Source organism: Saccharibacillus kuerlensis DSM 22868 (assembly GCF_000378145.1).
Lineage (GTDB): Bacteria > Bacillota > Bacilli > Paenibacillales > Paenibacillaceae > Saccharibacillus > Saccharibacillus kuerlensis.
The window spans coordinates 12210-30818 of the sequence record NZ_KB899294.1 but is presented as its reverse complement, the minus strand read 5'-3'; the positions used below and the strand labels follow the sequence as shown (position 1 = coordinate 30818).

Here is an 18609-nt window from a genome sequence, read left to right as displayed (position 1 = left end):
ATTCATACAAGATACAATAAGACCGATTATAGCCGTTATCATTTGCTTAACAAAGGCTCCAGAATTTCTACCTTTGACAGAATCATAAACTAGTATGCATACCGCGTAGACAAGCAGACTGAAGCCGGCGGCCGAAAAATGAGATAGAAGTCCGAACAAAGCGATTATAATAATCCAAATAATAAGCGCGCTAATCGGGAAAAGGTATTTCGACTTCGTTATGTTCATTGTATAAGCGGCCTCCCTTTTGTTCCTGCTCTCCCTACACCTTATCACCCTTCAGGCATCGGCTTAAATTCCACATCATTTCCCTGCCGGTCGATATAAGAACGTTCTCCAATCTGCTCCCGGATCACATGCATAAGACCATGTCGGGTAGGGAATGCCTCCACGTATTTAAGCTTAATCATCATTTTCTTTTTTTGTCGATAAATTAATTCTACAACCTTAATTCCGTTTAGATCCCTTACTTAATTTGTAATCATAAATATATTTTACTATACTTATGATCACACAGCCTCCTATACCTCTTGAAAAAAGCATATAACACCAAAAAGCCCAACCGGACAGGCTTATGCCTGAACCCGATTGGGCTTCATTTTCGTTTATTCCCCTGCCGAATCTGTACGAACCGCGTAACTCTCGCCATCGACGGTTACTCGTTCGATCGGAGAGTTCTCAGCCGTGACCGACTCTGCGATCTGGAACACCGCTGTGTACAGGTAGTTTGCAGGGTTCGCCGCTTCATACGCGGATCCACTTCCGACTTCAGTGTTTTCGCCTGCTGAAGGATCGGCACTTGAACCGGACGTATCCGTACCGGTTACGGATTCTGTAACGGAATCTGCTTCTCCGGCGGCATCGGTTCCGTTCTCCGAACCGAAAGGCTGATCTCCAGAGAGGCCCCCAGCGGCATCCGGGACAATGCCTGTGCCGGTCAGATCTCCAGCTTCAGCTCCGGGCTCTTCATCGGATGTGCCGACGGTACCCGAATCGGTCTCTGTACCAGAAGCTTCGCCAGTTCCGGCTTCCGCCTCCGCTCCCGCCGGGCTGCCTGTTTCTTCGCCTGCATTTTGGCCAGCTGTTCCCGTGCCATCGCTTGCGCTTGACTCGCCATCGGCTGCGCCGCTATCTGCACCGGTTCCGGCATCCGGACCTTCAATGGAAGAGCCGTCCGTGCCAGTCGAGCCTTCGCCCGGTTCCAGATCGACTGACTGCAGCTCCGGACTTGGTACAGTCTCACTGCCGCCGTTCAACAACTCCAATGTCAGACTGGGCGGTGCTTGCACAAAAGCATTCCGCTCTGCTGCCGTGCGGAAACGGAACTCGATTGTCCCGCTTCCGGATGGCGCAAACACCAGCATTGCAGGATCTGCGCTCTCGACTGTTCCAGGCGTATCCGTTCCATTCTCGGAAGAAGGATCGACTGCCGGAGCAGCCGGTGTCTGAGCCGCCTGCTCCTGTCCGCCTAGAACGCCTGTTGCGTACAGCACGCCGACGGTTCCGCCGCCAACGATCAGCAGAGCGAGCACGCCCATCAGCATCAGCGCCAGTCTGCGGTTTTTGCGCATCCAGCGCACAAGAGGCGGTGCCTGCTGCGCCTGGACTTTGCGGTATACACTGGCCAGAGGAGGCGGCGCGTTATCGAAGTATTCGCGTCGATTGTTCTTATCCCGGAATGCTTCCCGGTCATGAGCCGCAAAATAACGGATAATTTCTGCTTCGTATGCCGGGTCGAACCGTTTCCCTTGAACATACGGCTCCTGCCGGGCCGACCAAGCGAAGAAACGATACACTTCTTCGCGTCCGCCGGACTTCACAGAGTTGATCCGCACCGCATCGACCAAGCGGCGGTAATCGACGTCTTCGCCGCCTCCACTCAGACTGCGTGAGAAAGCCGGCAGCAGACGACTGTAACGTCCTGCCGCAATTTCCGCCGGCAGCAGACGCTTGCCCAGCATCTGGACTTCGTCCATTTCTCTCAGTTCAAGTCCTTCCAGCAGGCCGGCGTCCGGCCGTTCCTGAGTAAACCATAGGTATGCGGCGCGCAGTGCGGCGTATTTGCCGGTGCCGCGAGGGCCGCGGACTTTCCGCTTACGTTCTTCTTCGGTCTCGCCCTCGTACAGGAAGCCGAGTCCCGTCACCTGCTGCAGCGTAACCTTGTTCCATTCCCATTCGTCCAGCAGATACTGGATCGCTTCGTCGGCAAGCGTCACGCACAGCGGGTGCTTCATCAGCTCCTCGCCTGTGCCGTCCATCAGGCCGGCCGTCGGATTGCCGTCGCCGCGCAGCGTCTCTACGACGCTGCGCACAGCGGATACCGGGTCGGCGGAACGGCGCAGCTTGCCGCCGAGCGTTCTCCGCGATACGTCACAGAAATGTTCGTTCTGCAGCAGACCCGGATGATCGTCGGACCATTTCTGCACGAGACGCACCACTTCCGAAGCATCTGCTGCCGCTTCCATCTTTCGATCCAGATACGGTTCGAACAGCATGGAAGCCAGCTGGCGGTTGCCGATCAGCGTAGAGAAGAACATATCCGCAAGTTCCGGATCGCTCTCAATTACCGCAAAGTAAGCCATACCGCCGTCTTTCCGCTTCTGACGCGTGACCATCGGCATCAGTGTCAGCAGATACCGCAGCACCAAAGCCCCTGCTCCTTTGCCGCCAACTCGGAAGTAGCCCAAAATATCGCGCAGAAGTTCCGGCTCCGGCAGACGTCCGGCCATCAGATCCTGCATTTCACGATCAAAGCGCCCCGCCAGTAGTTCAAGCATTCTGGCTTTGATATGCGTTTCGCCCGAGCGGCGTGTCCAGCCAAGCAGCAGTGCGAGAATGCCTCGCCGATCCGATTCGTAAGGCGTCTCGTCTCCCTCTTCGATCATAAACAGTCGGGACAGCTCCAAATATCGTTCCGAGTTCAACTCTTCCGGCGAGCTTCCCAGTGCCTCATCCGCAAAAGCGAAAAACCGCTCCAACCGCTGCGGATCACTCAGACCGTTATGTAGAAAGTCTCCCAATTCCTGAAGGCTTCCGCCTTCCGCTGCATTGATGATCCTTCCCCGGAAGAAGTCGAACAGGAAGTCTTTTTCAATATTCCGATCTCCCGGACGCATAGACCCTTGTTCGACAAACGTCAGATTGACGCCTTTGCGGTTCTGCGGTTCGCGCGAATAGGTCATAAATCCGAGACGACGGCGGAAAGCCGGCGGCAGCGCGGCATACAGCACCTCAAGCAGCCGCAGTGCGCGGGCGCTCAGATCAGCAACCGGCGCATTTAGCGTCACATACACTTTGCGCCGGCCGTTTACCGATTCCATCACGGCCAGCAGCAGCCGCTTGAACGAAGCGCCGTCGAGCTCCAGCTCGTCCAGTTTATCCGCTCCCGTCTTCGGTTTCGGCAGCTTCGTCCGCATCGGCAGGCTTTCCAACTCCGACAGCACAGCTCCATCCGGCGCTTCCGCAGAAAAGTCGTCTTCCCCCGATACATAATCCGCGTACAGGAAATTCATATACTCCGTTTTCAACGACTCCGCTTTTTCCGCCGGAATCACATAGTTATGGGTGAAAAAGGAACTTCGCAAACCCGTGAAGTCCGCCGATTTGTACAGACTGCGTCCCAGCACGACATCGCCGTTCTCAAGCTGCACCAGGTGCACGGAGTCCGGATAAGCCGACTCTTCCTTGACGCCGGAAGCGGTCAGTTCGGCCGGGGCATCGTAAGCGCAGAGCGGATGCAGCGTTTTTTTGACAAATTGATCGTCCAGTCCTGCCGAGCGCGCGATCGTATCATAGCCTTCCGTATCGCGGAAAATGCCGCTTCGAGCGCGGGTGTACATCTGCTGGCCAATTTTTTGCGAGGAGAACTTATTCAACTTTTACTCTCTCCCCTCAATATATTTCAGCTTATACAGCAGCCAAATAAACGGTTCGTCGACCCGGATCGGGCTGACGACACCTTGAATCTTCTGGTCCACCGGATTGCTCCCCAACGCCGATACTGCAAAATAACCGGTTTGGTTGAAATAGACATCCATAGTCCCTTTGAACGGCCGGTCGACTTTCTCGATAAAGCGCCGCACTTCGCCGTCGATGTTGTCGAATTCGGTCAGATCGAAGTAATCGTGATGCTCCAGATTGTTGAAAATGTTGCTGTTCGGGCGTATGTAGTCCCCGTCTTCGTCCGCAATCGCCTTGAGCATATCGCTCTTGGTCAGCACAACCGCGGTCGGAATATCCGTCTTGCCCTTCTCCTGATGCGCAATAAAGTCGCTGAACATGGTCAGAACCACGTCGCGCGGCTCGTCGTACCGATTCGCCAATTCGCCCGGTTTGTCGCCCAGCATGATGCGAATCCGTTCGCGGATCGAGCGGATCTGCAGCGGATCGATCATAAACAGGATGCCCGCGGAATTCTTGATATGGCGGCCGTGCAGATTCAGGTACTCCTGGTCTACCATACCCTCGCCTGCAACATCGAAGAAGACCAGCGTCAGCGGCGGCTTGCTCTCATCCTTGAATACGAATTGGAAAATAAACGGCTCCTGCATCCGCTCCTTCTGCGTAGATGCCAGCAGATCGCCGCGCTCGAACAGCGGATCTTCGTAGTTCATGCGGAACTTGCGGCTGATCTCCGCGTTCAGCGGCATGCAGGCAGCATCGAACCGGTCTGCCGTCGTCTGCTGCAGCGTGTGAATCAGCGATGTCATATAGACAGATTTGCCGACCTGCGAAGCTCCCACGATCGAAATGATATTGCTCGGTACTTTGCCCGCCGTTACCGGCAGTTCGTTGTGGCAGTGCGGACACAGACGCCTGCGCGTCATCTCACCGTAGCGATCGACCAATCCTGTCAGCACGTGATCCGTGTAGACCCGGTGCTCCGGCAGACTGTCCTGCGGACGCAGAATCGCTTCCAGATCGTACAGCGTCCCCAGTCCGAAGCGTTCCCGGTACCGGTTCAGCGCCTCGTCTTCCCGCAGCGCAAAGTCCTCGTCGTCCTCGCGGTGATGCGAGGCACGGAAGACGACATCGTCCGGCGAGAATTTGCTGAAACAGTATGGACAGACGATATCATAAAACAGCGGCCTCGGTTCCGCTTGAGGCTTTCTTTTGAATCGGCTGAAGAAGCTCATTCCCGTTCCCCCTAAGTTTTTTATATCCTATGCCGCAGTTTCATATAGTAGTCCCGCAACTTCATTCAACCCCCCGCAACTTCATCCAATAACCGAAGGCAAATGGATAAGTTCCGGGCGGCGCAGCCGTGGTCTTAAAGCAGCAGCTTATAACGCTGCCTCCCTACCACTTATCCCATGCCCTCTTCCGGCATTGGGATAAGTCCCAATCGACGCAGCCGCCATCATTCAGGCAGCAGCTCGTACAGCTGGCCGTACCTCTTCCCGTCCGTGAAAAACACCCGAACGTAATCGTTCTTCCCTACTTCGATTTCCGGCAGGACGGTGCGCCCGGCCGAAAATGGGGCCGCAAACGGATAAACCGTACCGTCCTGCGGACCAGCAGGATGACTTCCGCTCTTCTTCACGTAGCAGAGCACGTCTTCTGCCAGCGGCACCTCGCAGGAAATCTCGATTCGTACCGTTTTGTAGGCACGAAAGAGCGCCTTCTTCTCCCGGACGGCATAGCGGATCTTGGCCCGACCTGCCGGCGTTTCAATAATATTTTCGCCGTTCGGCTGGCGCACCAACACCGGCTCGCCGGAACCCGGCACAGCAGCGTAAACCGTATAAGCATATCGGCCGATTCCATCCAGACGATCTCGATAACCACCGGCCGCTTTATATTCTTCGCGCGTGTACAGCTTCAGTCCGGACTCATCAAAGCCACCGTCCGGCCCGAATACAGTCGGATCGGAACCGGCTTCCGCGCCTGCTCCAAACGCGCCGGAGCTTGCCGTATCCAACGCACGGCGGCCGATATAGACCGAATCCGTACCGGACGGCCACTGCCACTGCAGCGTACAGACATCGTCGTTAACCCGGCGCGTCAGCTCACGAATAACCGGTAAGTCCGGGCCTGCTTCGGTAAACCGCATTCCGGATCTCCCCCTTCGTTCAAACGTTCGTTGAATATTCGCATGTCCATCTGCCTGATTTGGCGTAAAGACACGGATTTTTGATTTTTGGATCAATCTTCATAGCTTTCCTCATTATAGCACAGCCAGCTGCCCGAATCCCCCGGCCCCGGACGGGGAGAATCCGGTCAAAGGAGCTGTCGTTACCCTGCTAAATCGAACGCTCCTACGATGCTCAATCGACGGCCAAAAGGGCAGTTTGCAGCAGCAATTTTCGTATACGCATGAGAGCCATTCACGTGACCGCAGCAGTTTTCGCATACTTTCTACTTCTTTCTCAGCCTTTCGGAGGTCTGCGACCTTTCGCATACCTGTGACTTTTCCCATCTCTACAGTTTTCGCATATCTGCGGCTTTTCGTATGTCTGCAGCTTCGCATATCTACGTCATTTTGGCCTACCGCTAGCAACCTTTCGCATGATCGCGGTAATCTTCCTCATCAAAAGTCGTAACTTCTTGGCTTATACGAAAAATAGATGCTCATATACAACTAAATAATCGATTTGCCTTTGTTTTTGCGAAATAAGTGCTCTCATACAACTATTTATTGAAAAATGGGGAGTTCTAGTCGAAAAGCGCTCATTTAGTTGTACTGGTGCACTTATTTTGAAATAAAAAGAAAAACAAGCTGGAATAAGTGTATATACGCACTTATTTGCCGAAATGTCTTCCTACATACGCGCATAATCGGCTTTCTCAAAGAAAAGGGACTTTTTCAACGTTAAGCTTTCAGTTCCAGCTTTCAGGCTCGATTTTCATCTCTAAATGAAGCACTCCAGCATCGGGAATGAGGAGTGTAATATTGAAGAACAGGGTTGTGATTTCGAGAATGAAGGTCATTACGCTTTGATATTGAGAATAAAGCCATGACATCGCGGATGAAAGTTGTGATTTCGAGAATAAAGCTCACGACATCGAAGATGAAAACTGTGGCGTCACAGATAAAATTGCTAATTACGAAGAGTAAGCATTCTGCCAGAGTAAGCGCTCTGCCATCGAAGGAAAGCCGTTTTTTGAATTGCATTTCTTGACTGTCAAAAACAGCCCAAAGACTGCCGAAGTACCTCGACAGTCTTTGTCCTTGCATTCAACTTTCATATTTCTGCCTTGCGGCTTGTTCGGCCGTCAGCTTCAGCAACGTACTGCCTGGTCGGATCGTTCGGCAGTCAGCATTAGCTTCAGCATTAGCTTCAGCATTAGCTTCAGCTTCAGCATTAGCTTCAGCTTCAGCTTCAGTATTAGCATCAGCGTTAGCGTTAGCAACAGCTTCAACGTTAGCAACAGCTTCAGCATTATACTACCGGACTGCCAACCTAGAATCCGCTGCTCCGGTCGCCCGGACGATGGCCGAGACCGGCGGAAGGATTTGTCGTGCTCATTCCTTTGCGGCCTCGTTCCCTGCGCTGCTGTTCGCGGATCGGTACGACAAGCGTGAACAGCGCAATAATGAACGCCAGCGCCAAATCCGCCAACAGTCTGACAATCGGTGCACTCAGCGTATCTCCCTGCAATCCGAACTCCAGAATCAGACCGGCGACAAGACCTGCGACCGCTCCGCCGATACCGAAGCTTTTGGCCAGGAAGCGGTTGTCGAACACCAGCCCCAGAGCCAGACCAAGCGCAGTTCCGATCAGCAGAATCAGTACAATATGCAGAATCTGCAGATAAGTGCTGCCTGCAGCTGCACCTGTGCGATCCGTCAGCAGTGTGTGATCGTCCAAGTTGCGATAGATATCCTGGAACGCCAGCGAAATCTGATCGGCGTTGGCGACATCGGTGTACGTGCCGCCGGTCCGGTCCGCAATATCCCGCAGAAGCGGGAAGTCGCCTCCCTCCGCACCCAGTCCGATCGTGTTGACAGGGACTCGTCCGCTGCGATAATCGCTGAGCACCGAGCTCACGTCCGTTTCATTTTCTCCGTCGGACAGCAGAATAACCATAGCACCGCTGGTCGACTCTCCCTGTTCGCGAATATGGCCCATCGTTTCTGTCAATGCCTCAGCAATATCTGTACCATAAATCGCATCTTCAATTCCGTCGATCTTGGTGTAGACCTGCTGCTTTGCCGATTCCGTCGCTATTGAGACGAACGGCTGTACCATCTGCGGTATATCATCGAAAACAAAGACAGAGACCCGTTTTTCGGCATCCATACGCTCAATCAAATCTTTGGCGGCGGAAAACCGCAGATTCTGAGGATCGGTCGTCAGCATACTCTCCGAATTATCGATAACGAGCACAATATCATTGATCCGCTTGGCTTTGCCCAAGTCCAGTTCATACACGTACTCGAACAGCGAACCCAGTGCCAGAAAAGCTGCCAGTGTTGCCGGGACGAGCAGCTTCCACGATAGCCCCGCATAACGTTCCCTCCATGATCTTCCGTTTAACTTCGGCGAAATCATTTCTGCAATCAGACAGCCCAGTCCGATACAGAAAGCGAGAACGCCGAAGTAAATGCCTATGAGCAAAATACTCGACATCTCTCCTTCGTACCGGCTCAGCAGCCATTCCCCGATGCCGAACCCGACTGCTCCGCCGGCGAGCGCCAGCAGCAGAAGAAGCAGATTGATTTTGCGCTGCATCTTTCTTCACTCCCTTCATTAGAACATCTATCTGCTTTCCCATGCCTTTAGATCTCCGGCAGAGTCTTCTCATCAATCGCATGGAACTCGTAACCCGCTTTGATATAAGCGTCATAGTAGACGCGGCCGTTCCGGTAATACATGAGGTCTTCAATATGGAAGCCGCCCATCAGGTTCAGCTTCTCGACGCCGTCGCTGCGGCGTTCGTGGACGTAGCCGACGCGGTAGATCCGCGACGTCTCCTCTTCGTTCAGCGCGTAGCGCATGAACTCGCCGTTCGCGTCGCCGAAGAAGTATTTCTCTTCGTGGCGGTGTTCCTGCGTATAATCAAACAGCCGCAGATTGATCGCCGCCCGCTCCTCCAGCTTACGATAGAGGATACGGAACAGATCTTCCTTGGTCATCGTCTCTCTGTTCTCGTACTCCACGGCTACATTCGCCCGGCGAAGCAGTTCCTCTTCGTATGTCTGCACAAGCGGATCGGCGCCCAGCAGCTCCCGGCTGCACAGTTCCGCCAGCCGTTCCAGCAGACGGCGTTCGCCCGCACTTGCCGGAGGAAGTCCGGCTTCGTTGATCCCGGACAGCACGCCGCCCGGATAGGACAAGCGCCCTGTCCCTGGCGGCGATGAACGATAAGATTCATCCGAAGCCAGACGGGTCGAACCAGCCGAACCGTTTGCGCTCACGACGCTGCTCGCTGCTGCCGAACGGAGCCCTCCTGCTTCGCTCCCCGGTATGCCGCTTCCATAGGCATCCTCCGGACGCTCCGCAATCAGCGCAGCCAGATCGCCTAATCGGCGCTCCTCGAAGTAGTAATCGCGTCCGCGCCGATCTTCGGCGTCTCGCATCAGCGTCTCGACAACGCGCCCGTAGTACGGCATCAGATTCTGTCCGATGTAATCGTCAGCACTCTTCGCACTGTACTCGGCGGCGCGGAGCAGCCGTTCTTCCAGATGCTCCACGCGGCGAATCATCGACTTGTACTGCGCATGCAGTGCCGTCAGCGCATCTTCGTAGCGCCGGTACAGCTCAATTTCCGTTTCCAATCTCAAAATCCGCAGCTTCAGTCCGTACACCTGCTCGAAGAAATATCGCACGAAGTTGCGCACATTCTGACTGTCGCGCAGAAGGGCTTTCTTGAACGGCTGATCTTCCACAATCCCGCCGTACAAACGATCCAGTTCCGCCTTCGTTCCGTCCAGCTCCAACATGGCCTCGCGCATCCGCTCCAGCAGCGCGGCGGGTGCCGCATTTGCGGATTCGGAAGGATCGCTCCAGGCCGCGATCCGGTAAAGTCCGTACCGGGCGTCTTCCTCCGCGGCGCGGGCAGCGTACCGCCTCAGACCGCGTCCGATATCGGCTTCGGCCATCCCGCGCTGCACCTCCGCCTCAAAGTTGCCGCGGAAGAAACTCTCCGCCGCCTTGCCGAACAGCGTTTCTTCCGCCTCGTACAGCGTCATCCGGCGGATCGACGAGTACGAAACGGATGAACTCATAATGCCGTTCATGTCTTCCAGCCGCCCTTCGTCCGGCGCAAGCCGTTCGGCCCGCTCCCTCATATGCGGACGATCCAGTTCCATCCGGGACAGCTGCTCCGCAGCCGGCGTCTCCGGAATCTCCCGCATACGCATATTCAATCCGCGCGCGAAATGATAGAGAACGGCCAGTGCGATCGAACGGTCCGGCCGGGTTACCCGGGAGAAACCGCCGGAAGCCAAGCCGCGCCTGCCGGACTCGTCGGACAACCCGCTCTTGAAGGAAGAATTGTTGTATTCCCCGGCCCCGCTTTTGAGTCCTTCGAGCGGCTGTTCCTCCGCCGATCCGACTTCCCTGCGGCGGTTCTTCAGCAGATGCGCGTGGCAGATAATCTCATAACCTCCGCGCAGGCCGCCCGGCGAAGCGATACCCCGCTCGTTTTTGTCCGACAGGATGTATACCAGATCAAACAGCGGTGAAGGTGCATGGCTCACGTCGATCGTCAGCCGGTTCTCCGTCACTTGAAGAGGCGCGGAGAAACTGTATTCCGGCCGCTGCATCAGATCCAGCTCGCGTAGAAACGATACGCCGACCGAGCTGGAATAGCCGAAAGAATCCGACTGTTCCTGATCGCTCACCAGCACATACAAGTCCGTCTGCACAGACTTGAACGACTGCCCGAACACCGCGCCAGCCAGCAGCGAGATTTCCGGAGTCAGCACGTTCATCACATCGTCCGCATGCACAACGACCGATAGATGCAGCCGATCGAATGAAGTGAACAGCCGCCCGCTTTCGGACAGCATACGGCTGGACCGGCGAAGTGCGCGGTTCAGTTCATACAGATGATCCGCATCCGGGTCCAGAAAGGCCCGGTGCGTCTCCCGCCGCAGTCTGTTCTCCTGCGGGCTTCTTCCTCTGAAAGCATCCCAGCGAAATCTGACCGCCTGCCGATGACGATCCAGTCCATCCTGGGCAAGATCTGCATCCGCAACTTGGAAATACGCGATCCCTTCCGCGTTATCGTATTTGCGGGCATTCAGTTCCGTCAGTGCCAACGCCGCCTCCGACGCCCGGTCGCCGATAAACAGGAAAGCGGCCGGATAATGCAGGCCGCTCCGTCCTTCTGCGAAGCCGGGCAGTGTCTCTTCCCTCGCCGCATACGCGGCGGCGAATTGCTCCAGCAGCTCGTTCATCTTATTTCAACCTTTTGCGCAGATCGTTCAGCTTGGCCGACGTTTCTTGATAGAAGCGGTACGCTTCCTCACCGTTGACCAGCTCCATGCGCTCGTATTCCAGCTGCTGACGCGCTTCAATAAATGTCGTATACAGCTCATCCAGTCTGCCCAGCAGCAGCGATACGTCTTCCGATGCGGTCAGCTCGTTCGAACGGCGGGAAGCTTTGCGCATCAGCGTCTGACGTTCACGCTCGCCCAGCGAACCGAACACCGTGTAGATCTCAAAATGCGGGTAGCTGCGGCTCTTCATCAGGTTGACGAACGGCTCCCAGCTCTCTTCGTCCTCTTCACGATCGTAGACGTACAGGGCGCCTTTCTTGACAATCGTCTCCGTGTAGAGGGCTTCGATATACTGATCCAGCAGCCTTTCCTCGCCGGCATGCTGCGACAGCAGCGACTCCAGCTCGGCCGCTTTGGCCTGAATCATTTCGTATTTCGCCAATTCCTCGCGCACCCGGCGAATCTGCTCCGGCGAACGGATCAAGTTCTCTTTGGCCAGTTCTTCGTTGAAGCTGCCGAAAATGTCTTTTACCGATTCGCGGTCGATTCCTTCATTCAGCAGACGCTTCAGCTCGGCATGCGCTCTTTTGACCTCACCCAGGTTCGGCTTGGCACCCTGAAGCTGCATGTCAAAGCCCGACAGCGCCGCGAACAGATCGAAAGGCCGGGTCGTTACGACGGAATAGCGGCTGCTGGTCGTCTGGTCGGCGTCTTTTTCGATAATGATGCCGAAGCCTCTCGCCCGGACGAACTCCTCGCGAATCCGTTCGTTGTAAGCTCTGACGCGATCGTTGAGGTACACGTCGCCCCACGACTGCTGCGGAATCGGCGACGGCAGGTAAGTCCAGTTTTCGCGCTCCGTCTGCACCAGGTGGCGTCCGACGCCCTCTTTGCCAAGAATGGTACGCTCGTAGTTTTCTTCATAGACTTTGAGCGGCGTATAGACGAACAGCGGCACCCCGTTGCGCGTGTTGAGCCAGAAGATCCGGTTTTTGACGCGGCTTTCTTTGACTGTAAAGTTCGACTTGCCGATCGCGTTCTCCTGATAGTTGCGGATACCTTTGAGGATACCCGGCGCTTCTACAGGTACAGAGACGAAGCCCCACGAAGGGAAATGCAGATTGCCCGAGCTGTTGCTCAAATGGAACACCGGAATCGCTTCCTCATCCAGCTTGCCTGCGATATTGCGCTCGACGAATTTCTCGATCGACTCGTCTTCGCCGAATTTCATCCGCAGGAAATCTTCCATCGACTGGGTGATCAGATCGCCGAATTTGCTTGTCAGGAAATCGGAGATGGAGCCGACGATATCGACTTCCTGCTCCTTGATCCAGCGGTCCGAATGATCGAGCAGTTCCTGGGAGAAGTCTCGGATCAGATCGTCCACGTCGCGGCCTTCCATAATGCTGCCCACGACTTTGGAGATATCCGGCACGCTAACCACATTCCAGTAATACGTCTTGTTTCCTTTGTGGTCCACCTGCTCGTCGCCGCGGGTCAGAATTTCGCCGTTGCGTTCGAAGATGGAGCTGAGCGCGTTCAGAATTTCCGTGAATACGCCGTAGATCCGGTTGTTTTCGCGGTTCAGCAGCTCGTAAAAGTCCTCATAGAATTCGATCATCTGCTCGGTGCGCTCGATATCGGCTCTCAGCCAGTACTCGTTCATTTTGGCTTCAATATAAGCATTCTTTTTCTTATCCCGGGAAATGAGCGCGCTCTTCGCGTCGCCCAGACGCTCGTTCGCCTGCTCCTCCGCCGCTTCAATATCACGCGGAATACGTAGCAGACTCTCACGCAGGTTCTCGATGTACGCTTGAAGCATCTTGAGCATGGAGAAGCCTTTTTCCGTATAAATCAGTCTTGATACGTAGAAAGGACCCTGTTCCGGACTCAGGAAGCTGCGGCGGACCTGTTCGGAGAAACGCTGCATCATCTCGCCCGGCAGTTGTTTCTTCATCTTGATATATTCTTCGCGTGCACGTGTCAGGAACGTCTGCTCCAACTCGGCGTCCATGCTGATGTTCTGCATCTTGACTACATTGGCATAGCTGAGACGTTCGCTGTTCTGATAGCCCGGAATCGGTTCCGGCACTCTCGACTCGAACGTCTTGAGCATGGAATCCGGATCGAGACCCAGCTTCTGTGCAAAGCGTTCGACCTCTTCCTGGTTCGGCGCGTGCTGGAACATTTTCTCCATCTTCTGGAACAGACGGAATGCCAGATAGGTCGTCATTTCCTCGATCGGCAGCACTGCCGACGAAGCGCCGATGATATTGTAATCGTAATTGGCCGGATAGGCTTTGTTCATCTGTGCGATATTCGTGCGGATATTGCTGATATAGTCGTGAATTGCGAACTCTTCGCCGGAAGCTTTTTCCTCGCTCGCCATGAAGTTCGTAATATTCTCTGCCGTCACGTTCATGCAGTAATCGTACGCATTCTCCAGCAGCTTGCCTTCTGTATTCGTTGCGGAGATCAGATGACACAGGTTAAAAGGCGGCAGCGGCGAGTTGACAGTCAGAATACTGCCGTACTGCTGCTTAAACCGCTCTCCGCGCGCGTCGACGTTCATCCAGTAATCCAGCTCTTTGAGCGCGGCATAACCGTTCTTACGGACGTATTCACGCGTATGTTCGCTGAGGCTTTTGTTCGACAGATTGACGTCCGGCGTGAACAGGTAGCCCAGCATGTTGAGTCGGTCGATACCGGCAGAACCGTGATCGCGTTCGACCAATCCGCGGATGATGTATGAAATATCGAGGAACGAGCCGCTGCCCGTACCGCCGGACAGCCCGGTCAGCAGGAAAACGGTCAGTTTCTTGTTTGTACCGACAGACAGTGTCTTAATCTTCTTGTCGATCGCCTGCACAACTTGATTGATCTTGGTGAACAGCAGCAGACGTCCCGCTTGACGTACGCCGGCCGCGCCGCTCATGCCGTCGGTGATGCTGAGTTCCGGCGACAGCCACTCCGTGATGTACGGTTCGAGGATGCTGCGGTTCTGCAGCAGCCCGCCGATTTCGGCGTTGGCGAGCAGAACAAATTCGTTGATCGGATCAAGGCCGATGCCTTTGTAACGCTTGCCACGATCCTGCTCGTTCGTTTCAAACGCGAGGAACTCGACATTGGACGGCTTTTCCATCTTTTTCTTGGAGACTGGATCTTCCGGCAGCTTGAAGCGGCGGTTGATCTGGTATTTGAGACGCAGCAGGGCATCGATGCCCGTGCCGCCGAGGCCGATAATAAGCATCGGATTGTCGATCGTATCGACGCGGATCTTCTCACTGACGATCCCGCCTCCGAGCGAGACGTCGAGCTGCTGGATATGTTCTCTTACAATCGGTTTCATGAAAAGCTCCTTTCGGGATGCGGCCTTTCCGCCATATTGCGGAAGGCCGGGTCGGTAGGATAACAGCGGTATTTTAAGCGAAAAATCAACAGTTTGCAGTCAAAATGAACAGCTTACATGCAGTTGGCTGGACTAGGCTTGCTGGACCAGAAAGTACTGAACCAGAGAGTACTGAATCAAAGATCGCTAGACCAAATATTCCAGACTGATCGTCTTACTGGCTTGGGTTACGGGCACGGTAATCCGGTCGCCGCTTTTCAGCTCCAGACCTTTTGATGTGTCAACGGCCCGGCCGGATTTCTCAATCGGAATGCCTTCAGCGGTGCTGCGCAGCACAATACGATCTTCGGAACCCGGGGTAAAGACGATATTTTCCGTATCCTTCAGCTCGGGAGCGAGTTGAAGGAGCTGATGCAAATTAAGACGCCCTTTGTACGTATTTAGTTTTTTATACTGCGGATAGGACCGTTCGCCGGTGTTGTCGTCGCGAATCTCGATGACCATCTGACCGACGAAGCCTTTGTTCACCTTTTTGAAATAGCGCATCAGGAAGAAAGCAATGGCGGCAAGTGCCAGCAGACCAAGCACGCCGAGAATGACCGGAACAAGCGGGAATTTCTTGTCCGCTTCTGCTCCTGCTCCGCCGGATACCGTCCCGGAAGCGGCGTCGATCGTAATCGGCGCGGATTCGCGGTAGAAGCTGTCGGCTTCCGCACGGACGAGCAGCGTGTACTTATGCGCTTCGGGCAGCTCGTAGCTGCCGTCGAACTGCGTACCGTTCAATGTCATCGGAACGCTGGTCTCGGTACCGGTCTCTTCGTCCTTCGCGACGAGTGACGCCTTCATCGTTCCGTATAATTCCGGCGAATCCAGCTTCTGTCCGGCACTTGTTAAATAAGCGGAAACGTCAACCTTGTCGCCCGCACCATACGAGGAAGCATTAAGCGGAGCGGTCGCCAGCTCGATATCATAGTTGAATACGAGGCTGATGTCGATCTGATCCTGATCCGCTCCTTTTACACTCAGCGTCCAGTCACCTTCCTGCGGCCGAATCAGTTTCAGCAGCGAATACGTTTTGGACGTGGACAGCGCCACGGCATCCGATGGGATCGCAATCTCTGCGCCGCTCGGGTCCTTGAGCTTCAGTTCGACTTGCTGGTCTGAAGTGATCGATACGTTCGCTTCCAGTACATGGGCGTTCGGCACGGCAACCGTCACATCCTGGAAATCTCCACTGCCGGTCAGTGAATCGACCGGTACAATATTCAGCTGTTGATGGCTGGCGAAAATTTCACTGAGGATGCTCGGCAGATCATCGGCAGAATCCGTGACGAACGATTTGCCTCCGGTACTGGATGCGATGTTTTCAAGCTCGTTCTGATTCAACTGTCCGTCGGCATTAAGCCCGATTGTATAGACGGGAATACCGGCGTCCTTTGCTTTTTGCACCGAATCGGCAAGCTGCTGCTGCGACTGTTCCAACGTTTTGGACTTGGTTGTGTTAAGTTCGGTATTGCCGTCGGCCAGCAGGACGATCATCGGTTCGGCATCGGGGCGCGCTCCGCGCTGCAGCATATTTACCGCTTCGGTCACACCGACTGCAGTATCCGTATAAGCTCCGCGGCCCAACTGGCCGATAAAGGTTTTCAACTCGTCTTTGTCGGCTTGAGCTTGGATTTCCAGCAGTGCTTTCTCGCGCTGTACGACATCGGTATAGGAGACAATACCGACCCGGTCGCCTTGTACGGGCAGCATATCGATAAACAGCCTCATCGCTTCGTTGCCCAGCTTCTGCGGGTCGCTCTTCGCCATCGAGTTGCTCGCATCGAGTACAAGTACCGCATCAATCGGTGTAGAGCCGGCCGAAGACGCCGTTCCCGTGGCTCCCGCCGGACGAGCACCTGTAGGGAACACTCCTGCAGTCAGCAGCAGAACCGCCAACAGCGGATAAATCAACCTTCTGATTTTCAGTACCATTTTGGCAAAACCCCTTCTTATTTATCTGATTGCGCATTTTACTCATATGCCGGCATCGATTCCATTTTGCAGCGGAAGCCGACGACACTATCATAGGCCTGTTTTCTGTGAAAATCCTTAATATTTCGTTAATAACTTTTGAAAAGACTGTAATTTCCCTGAATCAACCCTGTTCCTGGGTGGCAGCTTGCCTGCAATCTTGGGTTTGAAAAGATATAATATCTGATGATCGCTTATAGGAAACCCGGTTATTTCCCTTCGCATATCTTCACAACGTCTTGTTGCACCCGGCGCTTTTTCCAGCTATCGTTAACCAAGGAGGCACTGCCCAAATTATAACGTAAAATGTGCAGAGGTTCACGGACTCCTATGACTGAAGACGGCGGGAGCCGCTTTTCCTGTTCGTGACTCCAAAAATCTGCCCAAAATCGGCTTTGGAAAGGAATGTGCAGCAATTGTCCGGTAATTTAATCTATCTCACATACGGAACACTCGGGATTTTGTTTCTTTTTACAACAATCAATTCCCTGCTTTATATCCGCAGCCGCAAAAAAGCTCCTTCAAGGGCTGAACTGGATGAGCGGCTGCTGAATACTTTAAACGATCGGCGTGACCGTCCATGATCAGAAAAAAGGTTGTAAGATTGAAGCCCTATGAACGTACCGAATATGCCTACGATAAGCTGCGGGTCTGCCGCAAATGCAGCTGCTATACAGTATTATCCCAAAATATATGCCCGGCCTGCGGTCGACGCAGATTGTACGACGTACCTTCGACAGCCAGACGTGCCGTCCGGCGCTCCATGTATTCCGAACGGCTCTTTGCCGTCCTGCTGACGCTGCTGGCCATGTTTTTTGCCGGCACTCCCCCGTGGATCGGCATATCGGCCGCAGCCGGCGTACTGCTGACTGCTCTGCTGTGGATGTCCCAGCGGCGCGCGTTCGAGGAACAAGTATGCATCCGCACAGACCAATTGTTCGCCCGTGATAAGGATCGTATACGCCATGGACTTATACAGGACATCCGGGCGGCCGAAGGGCTGCTGGAGCCTGAACCTGCCCACGCTTACGAAATGCTGCGCGAGGTGAATACGCTGCTGCGCAATGATCCGATCCGGAATCTGCAGGCAGAGCTGCTTCAGTCATTCGTCCTGCGCCGCGATATGGATCTGCTGCTAGAGCCGCTGATTATGGACGGTTTCTCTCCGCATCTGGCTGGTTATATTGGCGAAGTCGCCAAGTTGAACCGCGAATTGATCAAAGAGAGCGCAATTCGCTACTGTATTCGATACGAGCCGCAGATCCGCAGCTTGCATCGAGGAGACGAGATTCTGACCGCCGTTGTCGGCGCGGCTGTCCGGATGAAGCGATATATCGAGCTGTATCCGGAGTTTATCCGCCGTTACACGCACAAACTGCCTCAGGATCGGTTGGATCGGCTGCGCGAAGTCCTGTCACAGTATCCTGATAATTTCAGGCCATTGAAGCTGGAAGCGGAAGAAACGTATCGGGTACGATTCTCCGGACACAGCTCCGACAATAGATGATAATGTACAAGCGGCAGGCAAGCGGCAAACAAGCTTCGTAACATCTATAGGACGATGGAAAATGTTCTAACCCTGCGTCGCCTGCCGGTCGCCTGCCGGTCGTCTGCTGGCCCTCTGCTGAATGTACGATGCATGATCGCGCCAGCTGTCATAACGGTAAAAGAATTCCTATCCAGTATCGACCGTCAAGCCTGCTGCTGGCAAACACAAATAAGGATGCTGTTATCACAACAGCGTCCTTTTTTACTGCTCACTTTCTACTGCCGTTCTTTCCTTTTCAGCACGACAAACTATCGAAAAAAGCTTATACTGGCTGAGTATAAGCTTTGTTCAGCCCATTTTGATAAC

The 18609-nt window shown here is 54.4% G+C and carries 8 protein-coding genes; 1 reads left to right on the top strand and 7 read right to left on the bottom strand.

Features of this window, described 5'->3' with window-relative positions; translation table 11 throughout:
• Window positions 1–605 precede the first annotated feature (605 nt).
• The 7 genes from F456_RS0115820 to F456_RS0115785 form a co-directional block, all read right to left on the bottom strand.
• Complete coding sequence (locus F456_RS0115820; protein WP_018978026.1) at window positions 606–3875, bottom strand: GAP1-N2 domain-containing protein; 3270 nt, start codon at window positions 3873–3875, stop codon at window positions 606–608.
• 3 nt (window positions 3876–3878) lie between these two features.
• On the bottom strand, window positions 3879–5135 hold the full coding sequence (locus F456_RS0115815; protein ID WP_018978025.1) for a TRAFAC clade GTPase domain-containing protein: 1257 nt from the start codon (window positions 5133–5135) through the stop codon (window positions 3879–3881).
• A 224-nt stretch (window positions 5136–5359) separates the two neighbouring features.
• Complete coding sequence (locus tag F456_RS0115810) at window positions 5360–6052, bottom strand: hypothetical protein (RefSeq protein ID WP_018978024.1); 693 nt, start codon at window positions 6050–6052, stop codon at window positions 5360–5362.
• 1351 nt (window positions 6053–7403) lie between these two features.
• A complete protein-coding gene (locus F456_RS0115800; protein WP_018978022.1) occupies window positions 7404–8675 on the bottom strand; it encodes a vWA domain-containing protein in 1272 nt (423 codons plus the stop codon).
• A 47-nt stretch (window positions 8676–8722) separates the two neighbouring features.
• Window positions 8723–11347 carry a hypothetical protein gene (locus F456_RS0115795; protein WP_018978021.1) on the bottom strand — a complete coding sequence of 875 codons (2625 nt, stop codon included), beginning with the start codon at window positions 11345–11347 and terminating at the stop codon, window positions 8723–8725.
• Window position 11348: 1 nt separating this feature from the next.
• Window positions 11349–14738, bottom strand: coding sequence for a tubulin-like doman-containing protein (locus F456_RS0115790; RefSeq protein ID WP_018978020.1), 3390 nt, complete (start codon window positions 14736–14738; stop codon window positions 11349–11351).
• Window positions 14739–14924: 186 nt separating this feature from the next.
• Window positions 14925–16715, bottom strand: a complete 1791-nt coding sequence (locus F456_RS0115785) for a vWA domain-containing protein (RefSeq protein ID WP_018978019.1) — start codon at window positions 16713–16715, stop codon at window positions 14925–14927.
• 619 nt (window positions 16716–17334) lie between these two features.
• On the opposite strand from F456_RS0115785, the gene F456_RS22805 reads away from it, so the two are divergent.
• Window positions 17335–18261, top strand: a complete 927-nt coding sequence (locus F456_RS22805; RefSeq protein ID WP_018978017.1) for a hypothetical protein — start codon at window positions 17335–17337, stop codon at window positions 18259–18261.
• Window positions 18262–18609: the final 348 nt, after the last annotated feature.

What these genes read in the sequence shown, in the direction of transcription:
- F456_RS0115815 (WP_018978025.1), bottom strand. Translation starts at nt 5,135, where the DNA reads ATGAGCTTCTTCAGCCGATTCAAAAGAAAGCCTCAAGCGGAACCGAGG.
- F456_RS0115810 (WP_018978024.1), bottom strand. Translation starts at nt 6,052, where the DNA reads ATGCGGTTTACCGAAGCAGGCCCGGACTTACCGGTTATTCGTGAGCTG.
- F456_RS0115800 (WP_018978022.1), bottom strand. Translation starts at nt 8,675, where the DNA reads ATGCAGCGCAAAATCAATCTGCTTCTTCTGCTGCTGGCGCTCGCCGGC.
- F456_RS0115795 (WP_018978021.1), bottom strand. Translation starts at nt 11,347, where the DNA reads ATGAACGAGCTGCTGGAGCAATTCGCCGCCGCGTATGCGGCGAGGGAA.
- F456_RS0115790 (WP_018978020.1), bottom strand. Translation starts at nt 14,738, where the DNA reads ATGAAACCGATTGTAAGAGAACATATCCAGCAGCTCGACGTCTCGCTC.
- F456_RS0115785 (WP_018978019.1), bottom strand. Translation starts at nt 16,715, where the DNA reads ATGGTACTGAAAATCAGAAGGTTGATTTATCCGCTGTTGGCGGTTCTG.
- F456_RS22805 (WP_018978017.1), top strand. Translation starts at nt 17,335, where the DNA reads ATGATCAGAAAAAAGGTTGTAAGATTGAAGCCCTATGAACGTACCGAA.